The sequence below is a fragment of the Marvinbryantia sp. genome, assembly GCF_047017445.1.
Taxonomy (GTDB): domain Bacteria; phylum Bacillota; class Clostridia; order Lachnospirales; family Lachnospiraceae; genus Marvinbryantia.
Window position 1 is genome coordinate 273,109 of sequence record NZ_JBKXTT010000002.1, and the last position, 21,483, is coordinate 294,591.

Consider the following 21,483-nt stretch of genomic DNA (forward strand, 5'->3'; position numbering starts at 1 on the left):
GGCAAACATATGCAACCCCTTTTGGTTACATTATACCTGCAATGCCCGAAAACAACAACGACTTCCTCTGTCAAATCCGCAAAAAATAATATTTGGGTATATCAAAATAAAATAAACTATGCTATAGTGTATCTGTAAATACATAAACAACAAATAGGAGTGGATACAAATGAGCGCAGAAATGAAACCGATTAAAGAAGGAAAGGTCCGCGAAATTTACGACAACGGTGACAGCCTTATCATGGTTGCCACAGACCGTATAAGCTGCTTCGATGTGATTCTGAACAACACCGTAACGAAAAAGGGCACCGTGCTTACGCAGATGTCGAAATTCTGGTTCAATATGACCGAGGACATCCTTCCGAATCACATGATCTCCACAGATGTGAAGGATATGCCGGAATTTTTCCAGCAGCCTCGTTTTGACGGCAACAGTATGATGTGCAGAAAGCTTACCATGCTTCCGATCGAGTGCATCGTGCGCGGTTACATCACCGGCAGCGGCTGGGCAAGCTACAAGGAAAACGGCACGGTATGCGGCATTAAGCTGCCGGAGGGCTTAAAGGAATCCGACAAGCTGCCGGAGCCGATCTACACCCCGTCCACCAAGGCGGAAATCGGCGACCACGACGAAAATATCTCCTACGAGCAGAGCATCGCTCATCTGGAAAAATATTTCCCGGGCAAGGGAGAGGAATACGCCGCAAAGCTCCGCGACTGCACGATCGCACTCTATAAAAAATGTGCGGATTATGCACTCAGCCGCGGCATCATCATCGCAGATACAAAGTTCGAATTCGGTCTGGACGAAAACGGCAATCTGGTGATCGGTGACGAAATGCTCACACCGGACAGCTCCCGTTTCTGGCCGGCAGAGGGCTACGAGCCGGGACACGGTCAGCCGTCCTTCGATAAGCAGTTCGCCCGCGACTGGCTGAAAGCAAATCCGGGCAACGACTGGACGCTGCCGGAGGATATCGTGGAAAAAACGATTGGAAAATACCTGCAGGCTTACGAGCTGCTTACAGGCGAGAAGCTGTAAAGTACCTCTGCAGATTCGGGGTATGTAAAATTTGCTTTCTCATGGGAGAATTTAAGAAATTCCCATGAATTCAAAAATGCCGCGGCGCTCTTTGCTCATTGCGAAGATAGCAGCGGCATTTTTATCATATAACAGCAACACCATGCAAAAACTCCACCTGTACGGTTAAACTCCCCGGAGAACTTCGGCAAATGGTCTGTTGAATTGAAGTTGTACGGGCAGAACGGCGGCTTGGTCTACGCCCCCAGAATCTGTTCTTCCAGCTCCTCTGCGGAATCCACAATCAGCTCCGCTCCCTGCGCAATAAGAAAATCCCGCTCCCGGAAGCCCCAGCTCACGATGATGCAGTCCATACCGGCATTTTTCGCCGTATGGATGTCCACCTCCGAATCGCCGATGTATACAGCATCCTGCCGGTCAATCTGCAGTCTTTTCAAAACCTCGTTCACAGAGTCCGGCGCCGGTTTCTTCCTCACGCCTTCCTTTTCGCCGATCGCGCAGTCCATCAGCCCGGCAAAGTATTGCTGATTCAGCTCCTGCACGGCAAAATCTCCCTTATTGGAGACAACCGCTGTCCGGCAGCCGCTCTTCCGCAAATCCTGCAGCAATTCCGTGATACCGTCATAGGGCTTTGTCCTGTCCGCGCAGTGTATTTTGTAATGCTCCTTAAAACGCTCCAGTATCTTCGTTTTCTTCTCTTCCGGGCAGTCTGGCGGAACCGCCAGCTCAATCAGTCTCTGCATCCCATTGCCCAGGAAACGCCGCACGTCCTCCCGTTTCCGCGCAGGGCAGCCCGCTTCCGTCAGCGCAAAATTCAGACTGCTCTCCAGATCCTCCAGTGTGTCCAGAATCGTTCCATCCATATCAAAAATCGCAAGCTTATAACTCATGATGCCATACTTCCTTTTCTCAATGATGGTAACAGTTCAGCTAAACTGCCCTGTCACCTGTCTCAGATATTCTCTTCAATAAATCCCGTTTTTTGCAGCAATCGCCCTTTCCATCGTATTTGATATTTTCTGTACTCTGAGGATCGAATTTCCTGCGTTTTACACTTGTTTGCCACAATCCGGTACTGCACTGTATAAGGTGAAAGCTCTCGCCGCAGCATATCTTCCGTTACTTCCAACTGCCGGACCGCTTTTACTAAATCAGAGCCTTATTTCCCTGGTCTCTTGACACAATCTGAGCGGCATTCCTGCTACATAATGACCCAAATCCCTTTAAAGGCATGATTTCACCACATCTTCCTCATCTTTATCCTGCAAATTCAAAAGCTTTTCAAATTCTTCATTAATTACTTTTGAAATTTCATCAATTCTTTCGTTCTGAATCATATGAATTTCCTCATCCATACAATTCTCGACCGTTCCATCTTTTACGAACCAGGAATTAAAGTGACCATAATCAATCCACAACGTCTCCGGAATCACTTTATTTGCCTCTTTTGAATATTTTTTCGGTATCGTGTATGCATACAACAGATTATTCAGTGCTCCAAGTACATACGGACTGTGCGTTGTCAGCAAAACAGAATGACCGAGGTTACTCATCAGAGCAATTAACTCTGTAATGTATTTCTGCGATTCCGGAAACAGATGCGATTCCGGCTCCTCTATAATAAACAGCATATGATCCTGTCTGACCAAATAATAAAACAGCAAATTAAGAATCCACACACACTCCTGCTGACCAGAAGAAGAGAAATTTATTTTCACATATTTCCCGTTGTCCAAAACAATCTGCTCTTCTCCATCGCTGTAACGATACGTACCCCTTAACACTTTTTTTATCAGATTTAATGCCTGCTCTGTTTTTTTCTTTGAAACAGAAGTTTTTCCCATCCGATAAATCGCCAGTCCCTGCAGCCCTTCCGAAAACTCTGGCTTTATACGCAGAATCCGTTCCAGATAATCTTTGGTACAAATATCCAGAGAACGTTTCTGCATATCGTCCATAGTGGCATAAATATAACTAAGCTGCTGGGACAGCAAAGTAATCATGCTGCGCCCGGCCGGAATATATACCACCGGACAGTTATCGTCAAAAATATTATACAAATCAGCTCTAAACTGCTTAAGCTCTTCATCCGGTATCCCCAACAACGTGGTAGATAAACAATGATTTTTTTCTTCCAGAAAATTTATCAGCTCTTTGCTGAATGTAATCCATATATAATTGGGTGCCCCATACTTTTCATCATTTTTGAGTGAAACCCTGATAATGCAGGTTTGGGTAAAATGATACTCAATATACATTTCACCTGCCATTCCCCAGGAGGAACCAAATGTTCTCATAAACTTTTCACGCAGATAATTTTCCAGATCCTTCTTTAATTCATTTCCATACTTCTGCTGAAATTCATTCTTCAGACCGTTCACCGGAACATTTTTTAAAGCCTGCGTCTTCGCAAGTTCTGCGATATCTTCTTTTATTGTCCTGAAATAGTAAATCACCTTTGCTATAGTACTCTTTCCAGAAGCCTGGAACCCTGTTAAGGTCATAAACCGGGAACATTCCAGTTCACAATGCCCTATCGGTCCAAGTTTATTTATAATCAGCTTATGCACTGTCATTCCCTCCTTTTTGGTACTATCTGGTTGCCTTGTTCTATTCTATCATGATGTTTCCTGTTTCACAATCAAAAAATACAGCCGCATGTCAGTCTGATTTTCATGACATGCGGCTGCCCGGTTTCTTTATATCACGTAATACCTTACTCCTTCTTTACAAATACCGGCATATCCTCCAGCGTTACCTGCACGGTAATCCAGTCTCCGCCCGGATATTCCTGTCCGTTCCAGGCGTCCTTCCAGATAACGCCGCTGCCGGGTAAGTAGACCCTGCGCGTTTTTGCGCCCGCCTCCAGAACCGGCGCCGCCAGCACCCGGCTGCCGTAGAGGTATTCATCCTCCGCCTCCCAGGCAGTTTTGTCCTCCGGAAATTCATAAAACAGCGTCCGCATGACCGGCGTGCCCTTTTCATGCGCCTCTTTCATCAGTTCGCGCGTATAATCGCGCATCTGTTCACGGATGTTTAAATATTTCACACAGATATTGTATACAGTGTCACCGTAGCACCATACCTCATTCGGAGCGCCGGAGAGACAGGTCGCTCCGCCCGTCGTACCAAGCTGCGGCTGCCGCGGCTCGCGATCGCCGTGCAGGCGCATGACCGGACAGAAAGCTCCCCACTGGAACCAGCGCACAAACAGCTCCCGGAACGCCGGGTCGGACGGATCTCCACCGTGAAAACCGCCGATATCCGTCGTCCACCACGGAATCCCGGCAAGCCCCATGTTCAGCCCCGCCGCAAGCTGGTTTCTCATACTCTCGAAGCTGGAAGCGATATCGCCGGACCACACAAGCGCCCCGTATTTCTGGCTGCCCGCCCAGGCGCAGCGCAGCAGATTGACAATATTTTTCTGCCCTTCCGCTTCCATGCCCTCATAAAAGGTGCGGGCGTAGTCCAGCGGATAAAGATTGCCGACCTCCAGGTCGGTTCCCAGATAATAACGGTAATTGTCAAAATCATACGCGGAATACTCCGGCTCCGCCTCGTCCAGCCAGAACACGCGGATGCCCTTTTCATAATAATTTTTCTTCGCCTTCTCCCAGACATACTCCCGCGCGCCCGGATTCGTTGCATCATAATAAAGTGTGGCGCCCTGGAAATACTGTCCGGTGCGGAAGCCCCGCTCCGTCCGGATAAGATAGCCCTTCTCCAGCATTTCCTCAAAGTTTTCGCACTCTCTGTCCACGGTCGGCCAGATAGAAACCATCAGCTCGATCCCCATCTCCTTCAGCTCGCGCACCATCGCATCGGGGTCCGGCCAGTAAACCGGATCAAACTTCCACTCTCCCTGCTTCGGCCAGTGAAAGAAATCGATCACGATCAGATCAATCGGCAGATTCCGGCGCTTATATTCACGTGCCACCTCCAGAAGCTCCTCCTGCGTCTGATAGCGCAGCTTGCACTGCCAGAAGCCCAGCCCGTATTCCGGCATCATCGGAACCGTTCCGGTAACGGACGCATATGCCTCCTCGATCTCCTTCGGCGTATCGCCCGCCGTCACCCAGTAATCGAGCGCCTTCGTGGCATACGCCTCAAAGCTCATAATATTTCTGCCAAACACCGCACGCCCGATGGAGGGATTGTTCCACAGAAGTCCGTATCCGCGCGAGGAAATCAGAAACGGAACGCTCGCCTGCGAATTGCGATGCGCCAGCTCCAGGTCCATTCCCTTCAGATCCAGGTACGGCTGCTGATACTGCCCCATTCCATAAATCTTCTCATGCGGGTCTTTCGATTCAAAGCGCATTGTCAGACGGTAGTCCCCGGCAATGTTCGGCCGGAATTCGCGCGCCTCCACCTCGATGGCGCTGCATTTTGCATCCCGGACATCCCGGCGGTTCCGCCAGTATTCCTCCAGAAGAATCTCTCCCTTCTGGTTATAAATCATGATTTTCCCAAGCTTTGAGATCGTGGCTGAGATTTTGCCGTTCACAATCTCTGCGCCCGCGTCCGTCTCCCGGATGCTGTATTCTGTATCCTTCTTGCCGCTTTCCTGTGCCGGGGCAGTGTCCGCGCACTGCTGCCCATCTGCCGGCTTCTGCAGCGCCCAGTCATTTTCCGGCATACAGTTGTTTTTGGTCGCGCGGATGCGCAGAGAATTCTGTCCCCACGGCTCTATCCAGAGTTCCTCCGCGTCATAGTGAAATTTCAGTTTTCCATCTTCGATTTTTAGCATATGTTGTTCCCCCTCGTTATCCTTTTACAGCTCCGCTTGTCATTCCGCTGATAATATATTTTTGCATGAAAATAAAAATAATTGCAACAGGAATTATCGTAACAATCGCAAAAGCTGTCAAATAACTCCATTTTGTGCCATACTGTCCCATGAAATTAAAAATTCCGGCTGTAATCGGACGCTTCTGCTGGTCGAGGATAAACGTCATCCCGTATGCCAGGTCTCCCCACGCATAAAGGAAAGAGAAGATCGCGCAGACCATCACGCCCGGCTTTGCAATCGGAACCAGGACGCGGATAAACGCCGAAAACCGGTTACAGCCATCAATGCGCGCCGCTTCCTCCAGATCCCCCGGTATGGAAGCAAAGTAATTCTTCAGAATCAGCACTGAAAACGGTATCCCTATGGTAGCGTCCGCCAGCATTGCCGCCCACGGCGTGTTGTACATATGCATGTTGCGGAACATAATAAACATCGGCGTCAGAAGCACGGCAACCGGCAGCATCTGCGTCACCAGAAAGCCGAGCAGAACCACCTTTTTCCCCTTAAAGCGGAATTTTGCGATTCCGTAGGAAGCTGGCACTGACAGCACCACAGAAATCAGCATCGCGCCGACTGAAATCAGAAAGCTGTTTGCAAAAGACTGGAACATATTAAAGTCTCCTGTCTCTACCTGCGCCGCATAGGATTTCAGATTCAGCACCTGCGGCCAGATGGTCGGCGGAATCTGAAAGATTTCTTTTTCCGTTTTCAGTGATGTCACAAAAATCCAGTAGACCGGAAACAGCAGGATACACATAATTATCAGTGACACAATGCACAACAGTACATTTTTTACACCGGAGATTTTTCTTTCCTCGTCCATCATTCTTCCTCCTTCGTTGCTTTCAGATAAAAGCTTCCCGCAATCAGCAGGATGACCAGAAGCACATTCGCCACCGCCGAGCCTTTGCTGTATTTAAACATTTCAAATGACAGCTTATAGGAATAGGTGGAAAGCATATGGGTGGAATTCACCGGTCCACCGCTTGTCATGACATACACAAGGTCAAACACCTTGAACGTATAAATAAAGCCGAGAATCAGCACCGATTCGATGGTCGGGCGCAGAAGCGGCAGCGTAATTTTAAAGAATGTCTGCCCCTTGCCCGCTCCGTCGATAGAGGCGCTCTCGTACAGCTCCTTCGGGATCGTCGTCAATCCGGTAGAAATCAGAATCATATTAAACGGAATCCCAATCCAGACATTTGCGCAGATAAGCGCAAACATCGCCGTTCCCGGCGTGGTAAGCCACTCGATATTTTCTTTAATCAGTCCCAGACTGGACAAAATATAGTTTAAAATTCCCACATCCGTTCCAAAAATAAACTTAAACATCAGCGCCGTCACAGTAATCGGAATCATCCACGGCATCATCAGAAGCCCGCGCACCGGCTTTGCAAATTTAAAGTTCTGATTGAAGAACAGCGCAAGGGCAAACCCGATAAGAAACTGGATCACCAGGCAGGACACGGTAAACACCAGCGTATTTACAAGGGACGTCCGGAATACCCTGTCCTTAAATATATCAATATAATTTGCCAGCCCCGCAAATGGTTTGTCCGGCGCCGTCAGCGTGCGCATGGTAACATCCTGGAAGCTCAGAACAATATTCTGCAAAATCGGATAGCCGACAAAATACAGCATATATGCAAACGCGGGAAATACATAAAGCCAGCCGGCATTATCATACCGGAAAAACTGTTTTATCCTCTTCATCTCACACAATTTCCTTTCTTTTGAGCGCAAAATACGGAGTACACGGATTTCGCCGCATACTCCGTATCCTTATTTCACCTGTTCCTATGAAATTCCTTCACCGGTTTCCATTACTGTGCAAGTACACCGTCAATCGTAGCCTGCGCTTCTGCCGCCGCGTCCGCCGGCTCCGCGGAGCCTGTCATCACCTCGTTGAATGCCAGGGAGATTGCGTCGGATACCTCCGGCCATTCCGGAAGCGGTCCTCTCGCCTGCGCATATTCAAGCTGGTCTACAAATTTCTTATAAACAGCGTCCTCCTCTGAAGAAAACTGCTCCGCCGCAATTTCCTTGTCCGCGGAAATATAACCCATCTGCGTCATCATAAAGGTAACCTGTTCCTTCTGTGTCGCATACGCAAGGAAATCAAGCGCTCCCTCTTCATTGCCGCCTGCAACTACCGCATAGTTTTCGCCGCCGATTACCGATGCAAATTCCGCATCCTTCGGAATCAGGGTAACATCCCAGTTCAGGTCCGGCGCCTCCGCTCTCATCGTCGGAATCTGCCACGGTCCGTTCACCATCATCGCCACGTTTCCGGAAATAAACTGGTTCATCACATCGCCCTGCGTCCAGTTGATGCACTCCTTGCTCATCACGCCGGAATCCACCAGGTCCTTTACAAAGGTGAGCGCCCGGATGCCCGCCTCGGAATTTACCTCATAAGAGGTTGCCCCGGTCGACCACAGCCACGGTGTAAAGTTAAAGGTTCCCTCCTCATTCTGGAGACTGCAGAACGCAAGTCCGGTGACGCCGTCCGAGGTCAGTTTTTCAGCCGCCTCCTTCAGCTCATCCCAGGTCTGCGGAACCTCCGTGATGCCCGCCGCATCAAACATATCCTTGTTATAGTACAGAGACAGACAGTTGCATCCGAACGGAACACCATACAGCACATCATCCAGCGTCGCGGAAGCCACCGGTCCCTCATAGTAGGTGCTCACGTCAAATTTGCCGGTGATATCCGCAAAGATCCCCATAGAAGCATAGGACGCATGGTCCGGAGAATCCAGAATTACCAGATCCGGCAGCTCGCTTGCCGATGCTCCGATAGAAAGCTGCTTTTTAAAATCCGCGAAGGGAACATATTTTGCCGTCACCGCGTAAGCGTCCTGGCTGCTGTTGTATGTTCCGATCATTTCGTCCAGCGCCCGCTGATGTCCCTCCGTCTCCCAGTAATACCAGAGCGTGATGTCCTCCGCCGCGCCTGCCGTAACCGCGCCCGCCAGCATTGCTGCCGCCATTGCCGTGCCAAGTACCATCGCTGCTGCTTTTCTTAATTTCATACCTGTTTTCCTCCTTTTCGGTATCTGTTTTTGATAATCCAAGAATACACGCTTTTTTTGCTCTGCAACACGCAAGAAAACTTAAAAAGGTAGAAAAATCTAAGGTTACTTATGTGTTTTCCGGTAATCTGCCGGAAGCTGTCCGGTCGTCTCCTTAAATACCCGGCTGAAGTATTTTGCATCGGAATAGCCCACCTTTTCCGCTATTTCGTAAAGCTTCAGACTGGTGCCGATAAGCAGCTCCTTCGCCTTTGTTATGCGGAAGTTCCGTATATAGGCGCTGAAATTCACGCCCACCTCCTGGTGGAATCTGGTTCCCAGATATTCCGGCGTGATGTTCAGCTTTGCTGCAATTTCTTCCAGGGTAATCCCGCTCTGGTAGAATTCCTGAATCAGGCTCTGCGCCCGCTTTACCGTCAGATGCATCACCTCTTCGCCGTCATCCGCAAGCTGGTCCAGCAGAAATTCTCCGACAGCCTCCAGCTCGCCCGCCGTCTTCGCGCCCATAATCTGTTCCAGAAGCTTCTGCTGCTCCAGCTTTTCGTATTCCAGCATCCCGACTTCCTTGCCGGTATTCATAAGCGCCCAGAAAAATCTTACGTAGCACTCCTTGATTTCTCTGGGAGAATATACCTTTCCCCCGCTGAAATACCCGTAAAACGCAAGCATACTGTCTTTTACTTTTTCCTTCTGTCCGGCGCACACGGCAAGGCGCATCTGATTTTCCATAAGCAGCGGATAAATGCAGGGGCTGGTCTGCAGCTTCGTGATTTTCGGATAGCAAATCATCACATCGTCCCCAAGGGAGATGTTCCATTCCATATGCGCCATCAGAGTTGCGATGCCGCCTTTGAGCTCCCCCAGCGCAAGATCGCAGATAAATCCGACCGCTCCCCGCAGCTTCCGGCTACGGCTTTGCAAAAGCCAGTACTGCACCCACCGCTCCAGCTCTCCGGAGCTTTCATCACGGTAAATAAGAATCACAAGCGCCGCGTCCCGGTCCAGCCCGACACAAAAGTATCCGGTGCCCTTCCGCTGCGCAAGCAGCTGCTCCAGCTCTTTTCTCGCCGCGTCCCCGGTCTTCTCATAGCTTTTTCCCAGATACACACAGATTCCCTGATAACGTGTCCCGCACCTTACCCCAAAATGCTCCTGAAGTCTCTCCTCCATCGCTTCATCCGCGTCCAGCGTTCCGGAAAGAATCCCGCCAAAAATCTGCTCCGCGCTTCCAAACACATCCCTGGAGAGCTCTTTTTCCTGCCTCATTTCCTCCTCTATGCGGTGAAGCGCCTCCGTAATATCGCCCAGGACGACAGGCTTCAGCAGATACTCCTTCACGCCCATGCGCATCGCCTGCCTTGCGTACTCAAATTCTGAATACGCGCTCAGCACGATCACCTTTGCCCGGAAGCCTTCCTCCTGCAGCTTCGTAAGCATTTCCAGACCGTCCATCACCGGCATCCTGATGTCGGTGATAATCAGCTCCGGCATCACCCTCCGTATCAGCGCAAGTCCTTCCTCCCCGTTTTCGGCTTCTCCCGCAATCTCGTATTTTGTATCCAGTTTTTTCAAAAGCCGGGACAGACCTTCCCGTATGCGGATTTCATCTTCTATAATTACAATTCTCATCTTTCCGTGTCCTCCCCGGCTTCCTGCAGCGGTATCCAGATATGGATTTTCGTCCACTCCTGCTCCCTGCTCTCTATCCGCACCTCTCCCTCTTCACCGTAATACATGTGAATCCGGTTGATTGCGTTTTCCATGCCGATATGATTTTTGTCTCTGCTCTGCGGAAAAATCCCCTGGTTCATCCGGCCGACCGTCTCCGCGTCCATGCCCTTTCCGTTATCATAAATCTCCGCAAACAGCCGCCTCTCCCGGCGTTCCATACTGACCGTAAGCACATGGATCCGGCTTACACCCTCAAAGCCGTGCAGGATCGCGTTTTCCACAAACGGCTGCAGAAGCAGCTTATGGATTTTTTCTTCCATGACCTCCGGCTCCACATGGATATCGCACTGAAAGGTATTTTTCAGCCTTGTCTGCTGGAGGAACAGATACTTTTTCAGCCATTCCACTTCCTCCCGCACCGTGACAGTCCCGTTGCTGTTGTCGATTCCGTAGCGGAGGATATGTGCAAGCGCACTGATAGAATTGCTGATTTCAAATTCTTCACGGTCGATTGCCATCCAGTTAATGGTATCCAGTGTATTGTACAGAAAATGCGGATTTAGCTGCGCCTCCAGCGCCGCAATCTCTGCCTGCCGCTGCTTTTCTCCGGCGGCGCGCTCGTTTTCCAGGGAAGCCGCCAGCCGCTCCAGCATGTGGTTAAATTCCTGCGCTATGATTTCCACCTCTCCCGGCATATTTTTCTCCAGCTCCACGCGCGCGGACAGGTCGCCCCTGCCGGCGCGTTTCATCACCGGCACCATGTTCTGCAGGGAGCCGCTCAGACGCCGCGTAAGGATCATGATAACCACCACCAAAGTCCCCAGGGAAATCCCCAGGACAACCAGCGTGATCTGCTGCTGCACGTTCAGACGGCGAACGACTTCCTCCTGACTGGACACATGCACAATATCACACTGGAATTGTTCATCGTATACAAAATCTACCGTTCTATGTCCGCCGCCGGATAGCTCCTGCGTGCGCACATATTCCTCGTAGGCTTTTCTGCGCGTTTCCTCGTCCTCGGACCACTCAATCACCGGCTTTGCAAGAAGCTCCTTCTGCGGATGGGACACCATCCTCCCGTCTCTGTTCACCATAAAATTGAAGCTCCCCTCCGGGCTGTCCTGCGCGCTGCACACCGAGCCAAGCAGTTCTTCGTCAATGCTGACAACAACAATGCCAAGTTGCTTCTTCACATCGCGATAGTCAATAATGCGATGTCCGATATGAAACAGATAATGCTCCTCTGCCCCAAAGGTAACTGCCTTCTGCGTGGGGATCACATGCGTATCGTTATCCCCGGAAATGCTGTCGTACAGCTCCTCCCGTGTCATGTCAAAGGTCGAGAGCCAGGAATTTCTGGTGCTGGAGCCTGTCAGAAGGTCATAAAAAACAAGCGTTCCGTTTTCCGTCAGCACAGAAATGCATTTGATATATTCCTTTGTGTAAAACAAACCGTGCAGCGTTCTGCGAAGCTGGTTTTTACTCACGGAGACATCTTCCTCACGGTTAATTTTATCGATTAAATCCACAATGTCATCATCCGTATATACCTGGAACAGAATGTCCTCATACGATTCCAGCCAGACGTCCAGGCTGCTGCGTGTCTGCTGCAGATTATCGCGCGTCAGCTCCCGCACGTTATCCCGCACAATGCTGGAGGTATTGAAATAAGAAAAAATGTTAATCATCACAATCGGAAGAATGGAAGTGATGAAAAACGCCTGTATCAGACGTACTTTCAGACTCCGCTTCTGCCCCTTCACCGTAAATCCCGCCATCGTCCAATCCTCTCCCGCCTTTTTCCCATTCAGATTTTCGCGTCCGTTTTTCTTCCAGGAACATCTTCCATCTGCCCGGTCATTCATCCCTTCCCGTATCCGCCGTACCGCAGAGCCGCGTCACTGTTCACTCTGTTCGCAGCAACAGAGCCGCTCTTTCAGCAGGGTGTTGCGTTTTGTCACCGTAACATTGCGCACCGCATACGCCAGCGCCTTTTTCGTCCCGACGAGCACAAGGATTTTCTTTGCCCGCGTGATACCCGTATAAATCAGATTCCGCTGCAGCATCACAAAATGATTCATGAGAACCGGCATCACGACGATCGGATACTCCGAGCCCTGCGCCTTATGAATCGTCGTGGCGTAGGCATGAACCAGCTCATCCAGTTCCGCCGCGTCATATTCCACAGCGCGCCCGTCAAAGCTTACTTTCAATGTACGGCCTCCGATATCCACCGATTCAATGATGCCGATGTCCCCGTTAAATACTTCCTTGTCGTAATTATTTCTTATCTGCATGACCTTATCATTCGGGCGAAAGATAAAACCGCTCCTGCGCAGCCCGTCCCCCTGCGGGTTTAAAGCCTCCTGCAGCGCCAGGTTAAGGTTCGTCGCACCCACAACGCCCTTCTGCATGGGCGTAAGCACCTGGATTTGATTAACCGGCGTGTGATAAAAGCGCGATAATTTGTGCTGCACGAGATTTACAATTTCAAGCACAGCATCCTCCGGTTCTTCCCTAGCAATAAAGAAGAAATCTGTGTCGCGCCCGTTTGAGAGATCCGGCAGCTTTCCCTCGTTGATTTTATGCGCGTTCATGACAATGCGGCTGGTCTGCGCCTGCCGGAATATCCGCGTCAGACGGATGACCGGAAAGCAGCCGGAATCCATGATATCGCGGAGCACGTTGCCCGCTCCGACCGACGGGAGCTGGTCGATATCGCCCACCAAAATCACACGCATCCCGGCGGGAACCGCCTTTAAAAGCGCATTCATCAGGATAGTGTCAATCATGGAGCACTCATCCACGATCAATACGTCGCCTTCCAGCGGATGCTCCTCATTTTTCTGGTAGCCCTCCGGCGGCTTGTACTCCAGAAGCCGGTGAATCGTTTTCGCCTCCATGCCGGTCGTCTCTTCCAGCCGTTTCGCCGCTCTTCCGGTGGGCGCCGCCAGAAGAATTTTCAGCCCGAACGCGCGGTATGTCGCCAGAATGCCCTGCACGGTGGTTGTCTTTCCGGTTCCGGGACCGCCGGTCAGAATCATCACCTTCGACACTGCCGCCTGCCGTATTGCGTCCGCCTGGATTTCATCATACTGCATATGTACCTTTTTCTCAATATGTGACACGTCGATGGAGAGATCGGGGTTGCCGCTCTGCTCCCGCGCCTGCATAAGCTGCGTCCATAACCGATCCTGCGCCGGAGTCTCGCGCAGCCTCTTCAATTTTGCCACCGTGCCAACCTCCGCATAGTAAAACGGCGGCAGATAGATTGCTTCGAATGTGCTGTTTTCTTCACAGTCAGCTCTCCGCCATTCCATCCCCTCCGGACACATCTGCACAGATGCTCCCGGTTCTGTCTGTATAATCTTCTCCCGGATGACGTCCTTATCCGCGATCATCTGATCCAGCGTCATGACAATACTGCTCTCCTCTGCTTCCAGAAGCTGCACGGCTTTCTGTATCAACTGGTTCTTCCGGGCATACACATGCCCCTCATCCGCCAGATTGCTCAATGTGTACAGAATCCCGCTGCGCAGGCGCACAAAGGATTCCTTTGAAAAGCCCAGCTTTTCGGCAATGCTGTCCGCCGTCTTGAAGCCGATCCCCCAGATATCATCCGCCAGACGAAACGGATTTTCCTTTACCTTCCCGATGCTCTCATTCCCGTACTGCCGGTAGATTTTGGCAGCAAATGAGGTGTTCACGCCGTGATCCTGCAAAAACAGCATGACATTTTTAATCTCTTTCTGCCGCTCCCAGCTCTCCTTGATCTGAAGGATGCGTTTTTCCCCGATTCCCTCCACCTCTCGCAGACGCCCGATTTCGTTTTCAATCACCTCAATGGTATCTGTCCCGAATTTCCGGACAATCCGCTGCGCGAACCGGGGACCGACGCCCTTGATCAGACCGGAGCCTAAATATTTTTCAATCCCATAGACGGTCGCGGGCAGCGTCTCCTCCCACGTCTCCGCCGCAAACTGGCGCCCGTAGCGGCTGTCCACCTTCCAGTTGCCGTCGATCAGCAGTACCGAGCCGACATTCACATCCAGAAGACTTCCAACCACCGTCACCAGGTCGCTGTTGTTTTTGACAGCACACTTCAAAACCGTGTAGCCGTTTTCCGGGTTCTGATAAGTAATGCGTTCCACCACGCAGCGAAGCTTTACCGTGTGATGCTTGCCGCCAGCCTGTCCCGCCTGCGCTCCGGCTTTACGCTGACGGTCATCCGTCTGCAGACCATTTCCCTGTCCGGCTCGCTGCTTTCGCACCTCTGAGACTCTTCTCGCTTCCTCCGCCAGCCGTTCATACACCTTCTGGTTCATGCGGCAGTCGTTCAGCGCGCGATGCGCGCCCTCCGCGGAGAACCCATAATGCTCTGCCAGGTCGACCAGCCTGTGATGCGAAAGCTGCGGCAGCACTTTTCTCGCCAGAATTAAGGTGTCTGCATAATCATTATCCGGCACCTTTTGAAAATATTTCTGCGCATCCCGATACAGAAACTTCATATCAAAGCTGCTGATGTTGTGTCCCACCAGGACCATATCTCCGGCAAATTGAAAAAAGTCTCCAAGAACGTCAGGAAACCCTGGCGCTCCGGCGACCATTTCATCTGTGATCCCGTTCACCCGGCTGGCTCCGGGCGGAATCCTGCGTCCCGGGTTTACCAGCGTGCTGAATTCTCCCGTTACTTTACCATTGTTCACTTTTACCGCAGAAATCTCAATTACCTCATCATATTTCGATGAGATTCCGGTGGTTTCCAGATCGAACACTACATAATCCGAAACATATTGATTTATCAGCTTTCCTCTTTTGCTTCCTAACACGGCGTTATCTCCTCTGTCTGGCAGGCTGTTTTAACGATATCATATCACACACCAAACAGATATGTAAAGAATGGATAGCTTTTACTTATCCGATGGAATAACAGACGTTACTGTTCACGTCGTTCACAGTAACATTCGCAAATCCATTTAAAATTCGCTCCGCGAATGGGATTTGCTCACACCTGTATCACTTTCTTACGGACTTTGCAGTGAATGCAAAGTCCTGACCTGAACAGTAACTAACAGACCTCCTGCGCAGTACCGCAAAGGCGATCACACAGACAACCACCGACAGCAGCGAGCCTCCGGGCGCTGCCATTCCCATCGGATAAAGTGTGTCGGCAAAATATTTTGACGCCAGAAACGCCCCCGGAACGCGCACCAGCAGAATGGACAGCACGTTATGTAAAAACGAAATTCCCGACAGCCCGTAAGCACAGAAATAGCCGCTGAAGCTGAAGTGCACGCCTGCGAACATGCTGTCCCAGATGTACGACCGCAAATACTGGTCACCCAGCCGGATTACCTCTGCGTCCTTCGTAAACAGCCCCACAATGCCGCTGCCGGTAAACTGCACGATAACCGATACCACCAGACCAAAGCCTGCCGCCATCAGAATGGCATAACGCAGCGTCGCCGCCGCCCGGTCATGCCTGCCCGCCCCGATATTCTGTGCGGAGAGCGCGGATACCGTCGACAGCATGGTAGACGGAACCAGGAACACCACGCCGATAAATTTCTCTACGATGCCGACTGCTGCAGCGTCATTTAAGCCTCTGCGGTTGGCGATAACGGTGATAATGATAAACGAGATCTGGATAAAGCCGTCCTGCAGCGCAACGGGGATACCTATTTTCAATATCTGTCCCATGGTCGCTGCCTGAGGCTTAAAATCCTCTTTTCGCAGCGCGATGCCGGTCTTTTTCTTCAGAATGACCGTCAGCGCCACGATCACGCTGATCGTCTGCGCCAGTGTTGTGCCAAGCGCTGCCCCTGCCGGTCCCAGATGAAACACCCCGATAAAGAGATAATCGAGCGCAATATTCGCCGCACACGCAACAGCAATAAAATACATAGGGCTTTTGGAATCCCCCAGTCCCCGGAAAATCGAGCTAATGATATTATATGCGGTAATAAACGGAATCCCGATAAAGCAGATCGTCAGATAAAGGGTCGTCCCGGAAACAGCCTCCGCCGGTGTAGACATCACCGCCACGATCGGCTTTACCAGAATGAGCAGCAACACCGTCAGAGCGATGGACACACCCATGAACAGAGTAACAGTATTTCCGACCGTGAGCGCCGCCTGCTTAGACTGCTTGGCGCCGACCGCCTTCCCGATCGTCACGGTAGCGCCCATCGCCAGCCCAACGATCATCACCGTCAGCATGTGCATGACCTGGCTTCCCACTGAAACGGACGTAATGCTGTCCACACCGTTAAACTGCCCGATGATAAACAGATCCGCCATCCCGTATAGAGTCTGTAAAAAATAAGATAACAGATAGGGTAATGAAAAGAAGGCAATGTTTTTAAACACACTGCCCGTCGTTAGATTTTTTTCCATATTTTTTGTCTGCCGCCGGCCTTTGCCGTGCAGACACACCGCTCCTTCCTTTTTCCATCACAAGGATGAAAGTACTTCGGAGCTTATTATAAACTTTATAATAGTTGTAGAGTCAAGTATCATTTCCAGGTAATTTTTCAGATTTCCCGCACCGACTGCGCTTCCACAAGCTCCCCGTCAAATACGATGTGCCGGTTCTTACTCTTCTTGCGGATCAGCTCCAGCAGCGTCCGGATCGTGGCTTCCGCCATCTCTTCCATCGGCTGGCGCAGTGTCGTGATCGACGGGTTATAAAACTGGGCAATATCCAGACCGTCAAAGCCAGTCACCGAATAATCCTCCGGCACAGACTTGCCGCTCTCAAATATGGCCTTGCATGCGCCGACTGCCATCTGATCCGAGATCGCATAGATCGCCGTGAATTCCTCGCCGGACTCCAGCAACTCTTTTGCCATCTCATAGCCATTCTCCATCGTGTAAGAGCCGATTTCCTGGTTCATGTATTTCACGAGCGACGGATTGGCTGCAATGCCGTGCTTTTTAAGCGCCTGATAATAGCCCTCCAGGCGGAGGCGCCCAATACTTTCGTCGTCCTCCGTGGAGGCGAGGATCGCGATCTTTTCGTGTCCCTTTGAGATCAGGTAGTCCACGATCTTACCGCTCTCCTTCACATCATCCACGGAAACGGACGCGTACTTCTTCTTGTTTTCATCCTCCAGCAGACCGATCGTACTTAAAACAAACGGTACAGAGATCTGCCTGAGCTTATCCTCCGAGTGGGAGAAATAGCCGCCCAGGAACACAATACCCCGCAGGCGCTTTTCTTTTTCAAGCTGGATCGCCACATCCACCTCATCCTGCCAGTCGTCGACATGCTGGAGCACCAGAGAATATTTCTCTTTCTGTGTCTCGGCCTCAAAAATCTTAATCATACGGTTAAACAGAGGATTGCTGATACCCTTTACCAGCACGGCGATGGTTCTTGCGTCGGTCCGTTTTAAATTCCTTGCGCTGTTGTTCGGAACGTAATTATGCTCCGCAATCGTTCGCATGATCATTTCCTTTGTCTCCTGATTAATATCCGGATGATTGTTGATCGCACGCGAGACTGTACTCACGCCCACTCCGCACATCCGCGCAATATCTTTAATCGTAACGCTTTCCATCTATCTTTCCCTCATTTCCTCTGTCGCAGTGTATCTTTCGTGTATCCGCTGTTCCTTTTGCACAGTCTGTTCGCAAAGGAACCCTATCTACTCTAACATCTGCCGTACAGTTCTGTCAATTCCCGAATTTTCTTTTCCATTTCCTCCGTCAGTGCATTTTTCTTCATTCTCCAGATCCAGTTTCCGCCAAGCTTCGACGGCGTGTTGATGCGCGCCGCATCGTCCAGCCCCAGATAATCCTGGATCGGAATGATCGCCGTATCTGCAACGCTCGCCAGCACGGTGCGGATCATTTTCCAGTTGATCTCGTTCTCATCTTCTCTTTTCAGATCCAGATAGCGCACCGCCATCCGGTAATCCTCCTCCGGCAGAGAGCGGAACCATCCGACCACCGTCTGATTGTCATGCGTGCCGGTATATGCCACGCAATTCTGCGTGTAGGTATGCGGCAGATAATTGCTCTCCTCCCTGGAATCAAAGGCAAATTCCAAAACCTTCATTCCCGGATAACCGGTATCCCGCACGAATCTGATCACGCTGTCCGTCAGAAAGCCCAGATCCTCCGCAATGATCCTTGTCTCGCCAAGCTCCTTTTGCAGTGCATGAAAGAGCGCGATTCCCGGTCCCTTCGCCCAGTGACCGCCCTGCGCTGTATCCTGCCCGTAGGGGATGGAGAAATACTCGTCAAATCCCCGGAAATGGTCTACGCGAACGATATCATACAGCCGGAAGCATCTGCGCATACGCTTTATCCACCACGCATACCCCGTCTTCTCATGGTATTCCCAGTCATAAAGCGGATTTCCCCAGACCTGCCCGGTTGCCGAAAAACCATCCGGCGGACATCCGGCGATCGCAGACGGCGTTCCGTTTTCGTCAAACTGGAAGAGTGCCGGCTCAGACCAGGTATCCGCACTGTCAAACGCCACATAAATAGGGATATCCCCGATGATCTCTACCCCATGGCTGTTTGCATATTTCTTCAGCCGGTACCATTGCTTCTGAAAATAAAACTGCTGGAAGCGATAGAAATCAATTTCCTCCGCCAGAAGCTCCCGAAAGCGCTCCATCGCCTCCGGTCTGCGCAGACGGATATCCTCGTCCCACTCGGCGAAGCTTTTTCCGCCGAACCAGTCTTTTACCGCCATGAACAGGCAGTAATCCTCCAGCCACTCCTTATTTTCCTCCAGAAAGTCCTGGTATTCCGGCTTTTCTGCAAGACTGCTTCTTTCATATGCTTTTCTTAAAATGTCAAACCGTGTTTCATATAATTTTTGATAATCAATATACTGACCGTCTTCCTGCGCGTCGATAGCCTCACATTCTTCCTCTGACAGAAGCCCCTCTTCCGCCAGCTGATCCAGATCGATAAAATATGGATTTCCTGCAAAGGTGGAGAAGGACTGGTACGGGGAATCCCCGTACCCTGTAGGTCCAAGCGGAAGGATCTGCCAGTATCTCTGACCTGCTCTCTCTAAGAAATCCACGAAATCATACGCACATCGGGAAAATGTACCGATCCCATATCTGGAAGGCAGGCTTGCGATCGGTAAAAGTATACCGCTTGCTCTTTTCATATTCACCCTCCCTGTCCGCCGGCAAAGGCAGGCATCAGCCTTTTACCGCGCCGGCAACAACACCTTCAATAATATATTTCTGACATGCCATATAGAAAACGATGATCGGAATAATGCTCAGTACCAGCACACCCATCATGGCTCCCATATCCACCGAGCCGTATCCGCCCTTTAAATACTGCACCGCGATCGGGATTGTCTTAAATTTTCTGATATCCAGTACCAGATACGGCAGCAGATAGTCGTTCCAGATCCACATTGCCTGCAGGATCGCCACCGTAATGCAGGTCGGCTTTAAGATCGGCATAACTACTTTGAAAAAGGTCTGGAGCGGCGTGCATCCATCAATCATCGCCGCTTCCTCGATTTCAAGCGGGATTGATTTCACGAAACCGGTAAACATAAATACCGCAAGCCCCGCTCCAAATCCCAGATACACCACAATAATGCCGACCGGATTGCTCAAATGCAGGATATTCGCGATCTTGGACAGTGTAAACATTACCATCTGGAACGGCACGATCATCGAGAACAGGCACAGATAATAAATGGTGGACGTCACCTTGTTCTTTACCCTGCTGATATACCATGCACACATAGAGGTGCAGAGGATGATCGCCGCCACGGAAAATACCGTGATAAACAGAGACCAGCCAAACGCCTGGACGAACCCGGTCTTTTCGATACCGTTTATATAGTTGTCGATACCCACAAACATTTTATCCACCGGGATCGCAAATGGATCTCTGCTGATATATGCTTTTTTCTTAAACGAATTAATCACAACCAATGCGATCGGGTACACATAAAAAATACTGAGGATCGTAAAAAATACGGTTAAAAATCCGCCGTGCTTTGCTTTTCTCGCGTCCATTACTGCTGCACCTCCTTCGATCTCGTAAGCAGATTCTGCGCGATCGCGATCACCGCAACCAGAATAAAGAACAATACCGCCTTCGCCTGGCCGACGCCTTCATATCCGGCACGTCCGTAGAACGTGTTGAAGATATTCAGGGCAAGCATTTCCGACATCTTGGAAGGTTCGCCGTTGGTCAGCGCCAAGTTCTGGTCAAACAGCTTGAAGCCGTTGGTCAGTGTCAGGAAGGTACAGATCGTAATGGACGGCATTACCATCGGAATCGTTACCTTAAACAATACCTGACGGGAATTTGCGCCGTCGATCTTCGCCGCCTCGATAAGCTCCGGCGGAATATTCTGGATACCGGAAATATAAATGATCATCATATAACCGATCTGCTGCCAGCACATCAGGATAACCAGTCCCCAGAATCCAAAGCTGGAGGAATAGGTCAGCGTGCGGTTAAACTGCATCAGAATACCGTTCAGCAGAAGCTGCCAGATATAACCAAGAATAATGCCGCCGATCAGGTTCGGCATAAAGAATACTGTTCTGAAAATGTTCGTTCCTCTGATTTTTTTCGTCAGCAGCATTGCCACCGCAAATGCCAGGACGTTGATCAGGATCACGGATACCACGGTAAACGCCGCCGTATACCAGAGCGAATGCAGGAACGGATCCGTCGGATCCCCGAATATTTTCAGATAGTTGCTGATGCCGATGAATTTCGCATCGGTAACAGTGGTAAACTTACAGAATGATAAATAGATACCCATCACAAACGGGGCAATAAATCCAATCGTGAATGCCAACATGGTCGGAAGCACAAACACCGGCCAATATTTCTTAATTGCCTTATCCATACTCTGCTCCTTATTTTATAAAAGGGCGAGCGAAGCATCGCTCACCCTTTTGCTCAAATTCTGACTGTTTCTCTTA

General features: G+C 50.6%; 15 protein-coding genes. 1 reads left to right on the plus strand and 14 read right to left on the minus strand.

The annotated features are described in order from the left end of the window. Positions 1–181: 181 nt before the first annotated feature. The gene (locus tag ACLU9Q_RS03195; protein WP_334295190.1) at positions 182–1,042 is read left to right on the plus strand and encodes a phosphoribosylaminoimidazolesuccinocarboxamide synthase; all 861 of its coding nucleotides are present in this window, start codon (positions 182–184) and stop codon (positions 1,040–1,042) included. Between the two features lie 236 nt (positions 1,043–1,278). Here ACLU9Q_RS03195 and ACLU9Q_RS03200 read toward each other — a convergent pair whose 3' ends face one another. The 14 genes from ACLU9Q_RS03200 to ACLU9Q_RS03265 all read right to left on the minus strand — a co-directional run bounded on the left by ACLU9Q_RS03200 (position 1,279) and on the right by ACLU9Q_RS03265 (position 21,407). After that, entirely contained in the window at positions 1,279–1,932 is a 654-nt protein-coding gene (locus tag ACLU9Q_RS03200; protein WP_412624642.1) for an HAD family hydrolase, read from the minus strand. 333 nt (positions 1,933–2,265) lie between these two features. Then, positions 2,266–3,612 carry an AAA family ATPase gene (locus tag ACLU9Q_RS03205; RefSeq protein WP_296831760.1) on the minus strand — a complete coding sequence of 449 codons (1,347 nt, stop codon included), beginning with the start codon at positions 3,610–3,612 and terminating at the stop codon, positions 2,266–2,268. A gap of 146 nt (positions 3,613–3,758) precedes the next feature. Beyond that, positions 3,759–5,792 (minus strand): TIM-barrel domain-containing protein, encoded by a 2,034-nt coding sequence (locus ACLU9Q_RS03210; RefSeq protein WP_412624643.1) that lies wholly within the window; start codon positions 5,790–5,792, stop codon positions 3,759–3,761. A gap of 16 nt (positions 5,793–5,808) precedes the next feature. After that, entirely contained in the window at positions 5,809–6,660 is an 852-nt protein-coding gene (locus ACLU9Q_RS03215) for a carbohydrate ABC transporter permease (protein ID WP_412624644.1), read from the minus strand. Further along, a complete protein-coding gene (locus ACLU9Q_RS03220; protein ID WP_412624645.1) occupies positions 6,657–7,550 on the minus strand; it encodes a carbohydrate ABC transporter permease in 894 nt (297 codons plus the stop codon). The genes ACLU9Q_RS03215 and ACLU9Q_RS03220 overlap by 4 nt, the downstream gene beginning before the upstream one ends. 110 nt (positions 7,551–7,660) lie before the next feature. Beyond that, positions 7,661–8,872 (minus strand): ABC transporter substrate-binding protein, encoded by a 1,212-nt coding sequence (locus tag ACLU9Q_RS03225; RefSeq protein WP_412624646.1) that lies wholly within the window; start codon positions 8,870–8,872, stop codon positions 7,661–7,663. Positions 8,873–8,977: 105 nt separating this feature from the next. Next, entirely contained in the window at positions 8,978–10,501 is a 1,524-nt protein-coding gene (locus ACLU9Q_RS03230) for a response regulator transcription factor (protein WP_412624647.1), read from the minus strand. Then, positions 10,498–12,411, minus strand: coding sequence for a sensor histidine kinase (locus ACLU9Q_RS03235; RefSeq protein WP_412624648.1), 1,914 nt, complete (start codon positions 12,409–12,411; stop codon positions 10,498–10,500). Before ACLU9Q_RS03235 ends, ACLU9Q_RS03230 begins: the two co-directional genes overlap by 4 nt. A gap of 33 nt (positions 12,412–12,444) precedes the next feature. Continuing rightward, on the minus strand, positions 12,445–15,375 hold the full coding sequence (locus ACLU9Q_RS03240; protein ID WP_412624649.1) for an ATP-dependent RecD-like DNA helicase: 2,931 nt from the start codon (positions 15,373–15,375) through the stop codon (positions 12,445–12,447). 187 nt (positions 15,376–15,562) lie between these two features. Beyond that, positions 15,563–16,942 carry an MATE family efflux transporter gene (locus ACLU9Q_RS03245; protein WP_412624650.1) on the minus strand — a complete coding sequence of 460 codons (1,380 nt, stop codon included), beginning with the start codon at positions 16,940–16,942 and terminating at the stop codon, positions 15,563–15,565. Positions 16,943–17,079: 137 nt separating this feature from the next. Beyond that, on the minus strand, positions 17,080–18,108 hold the full coding sequence (locus tag ACLU9Q_RS03250) for a LacI family DNA-binding transcriptional regulator (RefSeq protein WP_296831767.1): 1,029 nt from the start codon (positions 18,106–18,108) through the stop codon (positions 17,080–17,082). Between the two features lie 92 nt (positions 18,109–18,200). Continuing rightward, positions 18,201–19,685, minus strand: a complete 1,485-nt coding sequence (gene malQ / locus ACLU9Q_RS03255; RefSeq protein WP_412624651.1) for a 4-alpha-glucanotransferase — start codon at positions 19,683–19,685, stop codon at positions 18,201–18,203. Positions 19,686–19,719: 34 nt separating this feature from the next. Then, a complete protein-coding gene (locus ACLU9Q_RS03260; RefSeq protein WP_412624652.1) occupies positions 19,720–20,559 on the minus strand; it encodes a carbohydrate ABC transporter permease in 840 nt (279 codons plus the stop codon). Next, on the minus strand, positions 20,559–21,407 hold the full coding sequence (locus ACLU9Q_RS03265) for a carbohydrate ABC transporter permease (protein ID WP_412624653.1): 849 nt from the start codon (positions 21,405–21,407) through the stop codon (positions 20,559–20,561). Before ACLU9Q_RS03265 ends, ACLU9Q_RS03260 begins: the two co-directional genes overlap by 1 nt. Positions 21,408–21,483: the final 76 nt, after the last annotated feature.

Excerpts from the sequence above, each read along its gene's own strand:
- ACLU9Q_RS03245 (WP_412624650.1), bottom strand. The coding sequence starts at position 16,942 with ATGGAAAAAAATCTAACGACGGGCAGTGTGTTTAAAAACATTGCCTTC.
- ACLU9Q_RS03215 (WP_412624644.1), bottom strand. The coding sequence starts at position 6,660 with ATGATGGACGAGGAAAGAAAAATCTCCGGTGTAAAAAATGTACTGTTG.
- ACLU9Q_RS03260 (WP_412624652.1), bottom strand. The coding sequence starts at position 20,559 with ATGGACGCGAGAAAAGCAAAGCACGGCGGATTTTTAACCGTATTTTTT.
- ACLU9Q_RS03225 (WP_412624646.1), bottom strand. The coding sequence starts at position 8,872 with ATGAAATTAAGAAAAGCAGCAGCGATGGTACTTGGCACGGCAATGGCG.
- ACLU9Q_RS03220 (WP_412624645.1), bottom strand. The coding sequence starts at position 7,550 with ATGAAGAGGATAAAACAGTTTTTCCGGTATGATAATGCCGGCTGGCTT.
- malQ (WP_412624651.1), bottom strand. The coding sequence starts at position 19,685 with ATGAAAAGAGCAAGCGGTATACTTTTACCGATCGCAAGCCTGCCTTCC.
- ACLU9Q_RS03210 (WP_412624643.1), bottom strand. The coding sequence starts at position 5,792 with ATGCTAAAAATCGAAGATGGAAAACTGAAATTTCACTATGACGCGGAG.
- ACLU9Q_RS03265 (WP_412624653.1), bottom strand. The coding sequence starts at position 21,407 with ATGGATAAGGCAATTAAGAAATATTGGCCGGTGTTTGTGCTTCCGACC.
- ACLU9Q_RS03200 (WP_412624642.1), bottom strand. The coding sequence starts at position 1,932 with ATGAGTTATAAGCTTGCGATTTTTGATATGGATGGAACGATTCTGGAC.
- ACLU9Q_RS03230 (WP_412624647.1), bottom strand. The coding sequence starts at position 10,501 with ATGAGAATTGTAATTATAGAAGATGAAATCCGCATACGGGAAGGTCTG.
- ACLU9Q_RS03250 (WP_296831767.1), bottom strand. The coding sequence starts at position 18,108 with ATGGAAAGCGTTACGATTAAAGATATTGCGCGGATGTGCGGAGTGGGC.
- ACLU9Q_RS03195 (WP_334295190.1), top strand. The coding sequence starts at position 182 with ATGAAACCGATTAAAGAAGGAAAGGTCCGCGAAATTTACGACAACGGT.
- ACLU9Q_RS03235 (WP_412624648.1), bottom strand. The coding sequence starts at position 12,411 with ATGAATGACCGGGCAGATGGAAGATGTTCCTGGAAGAAAAACGGACGC.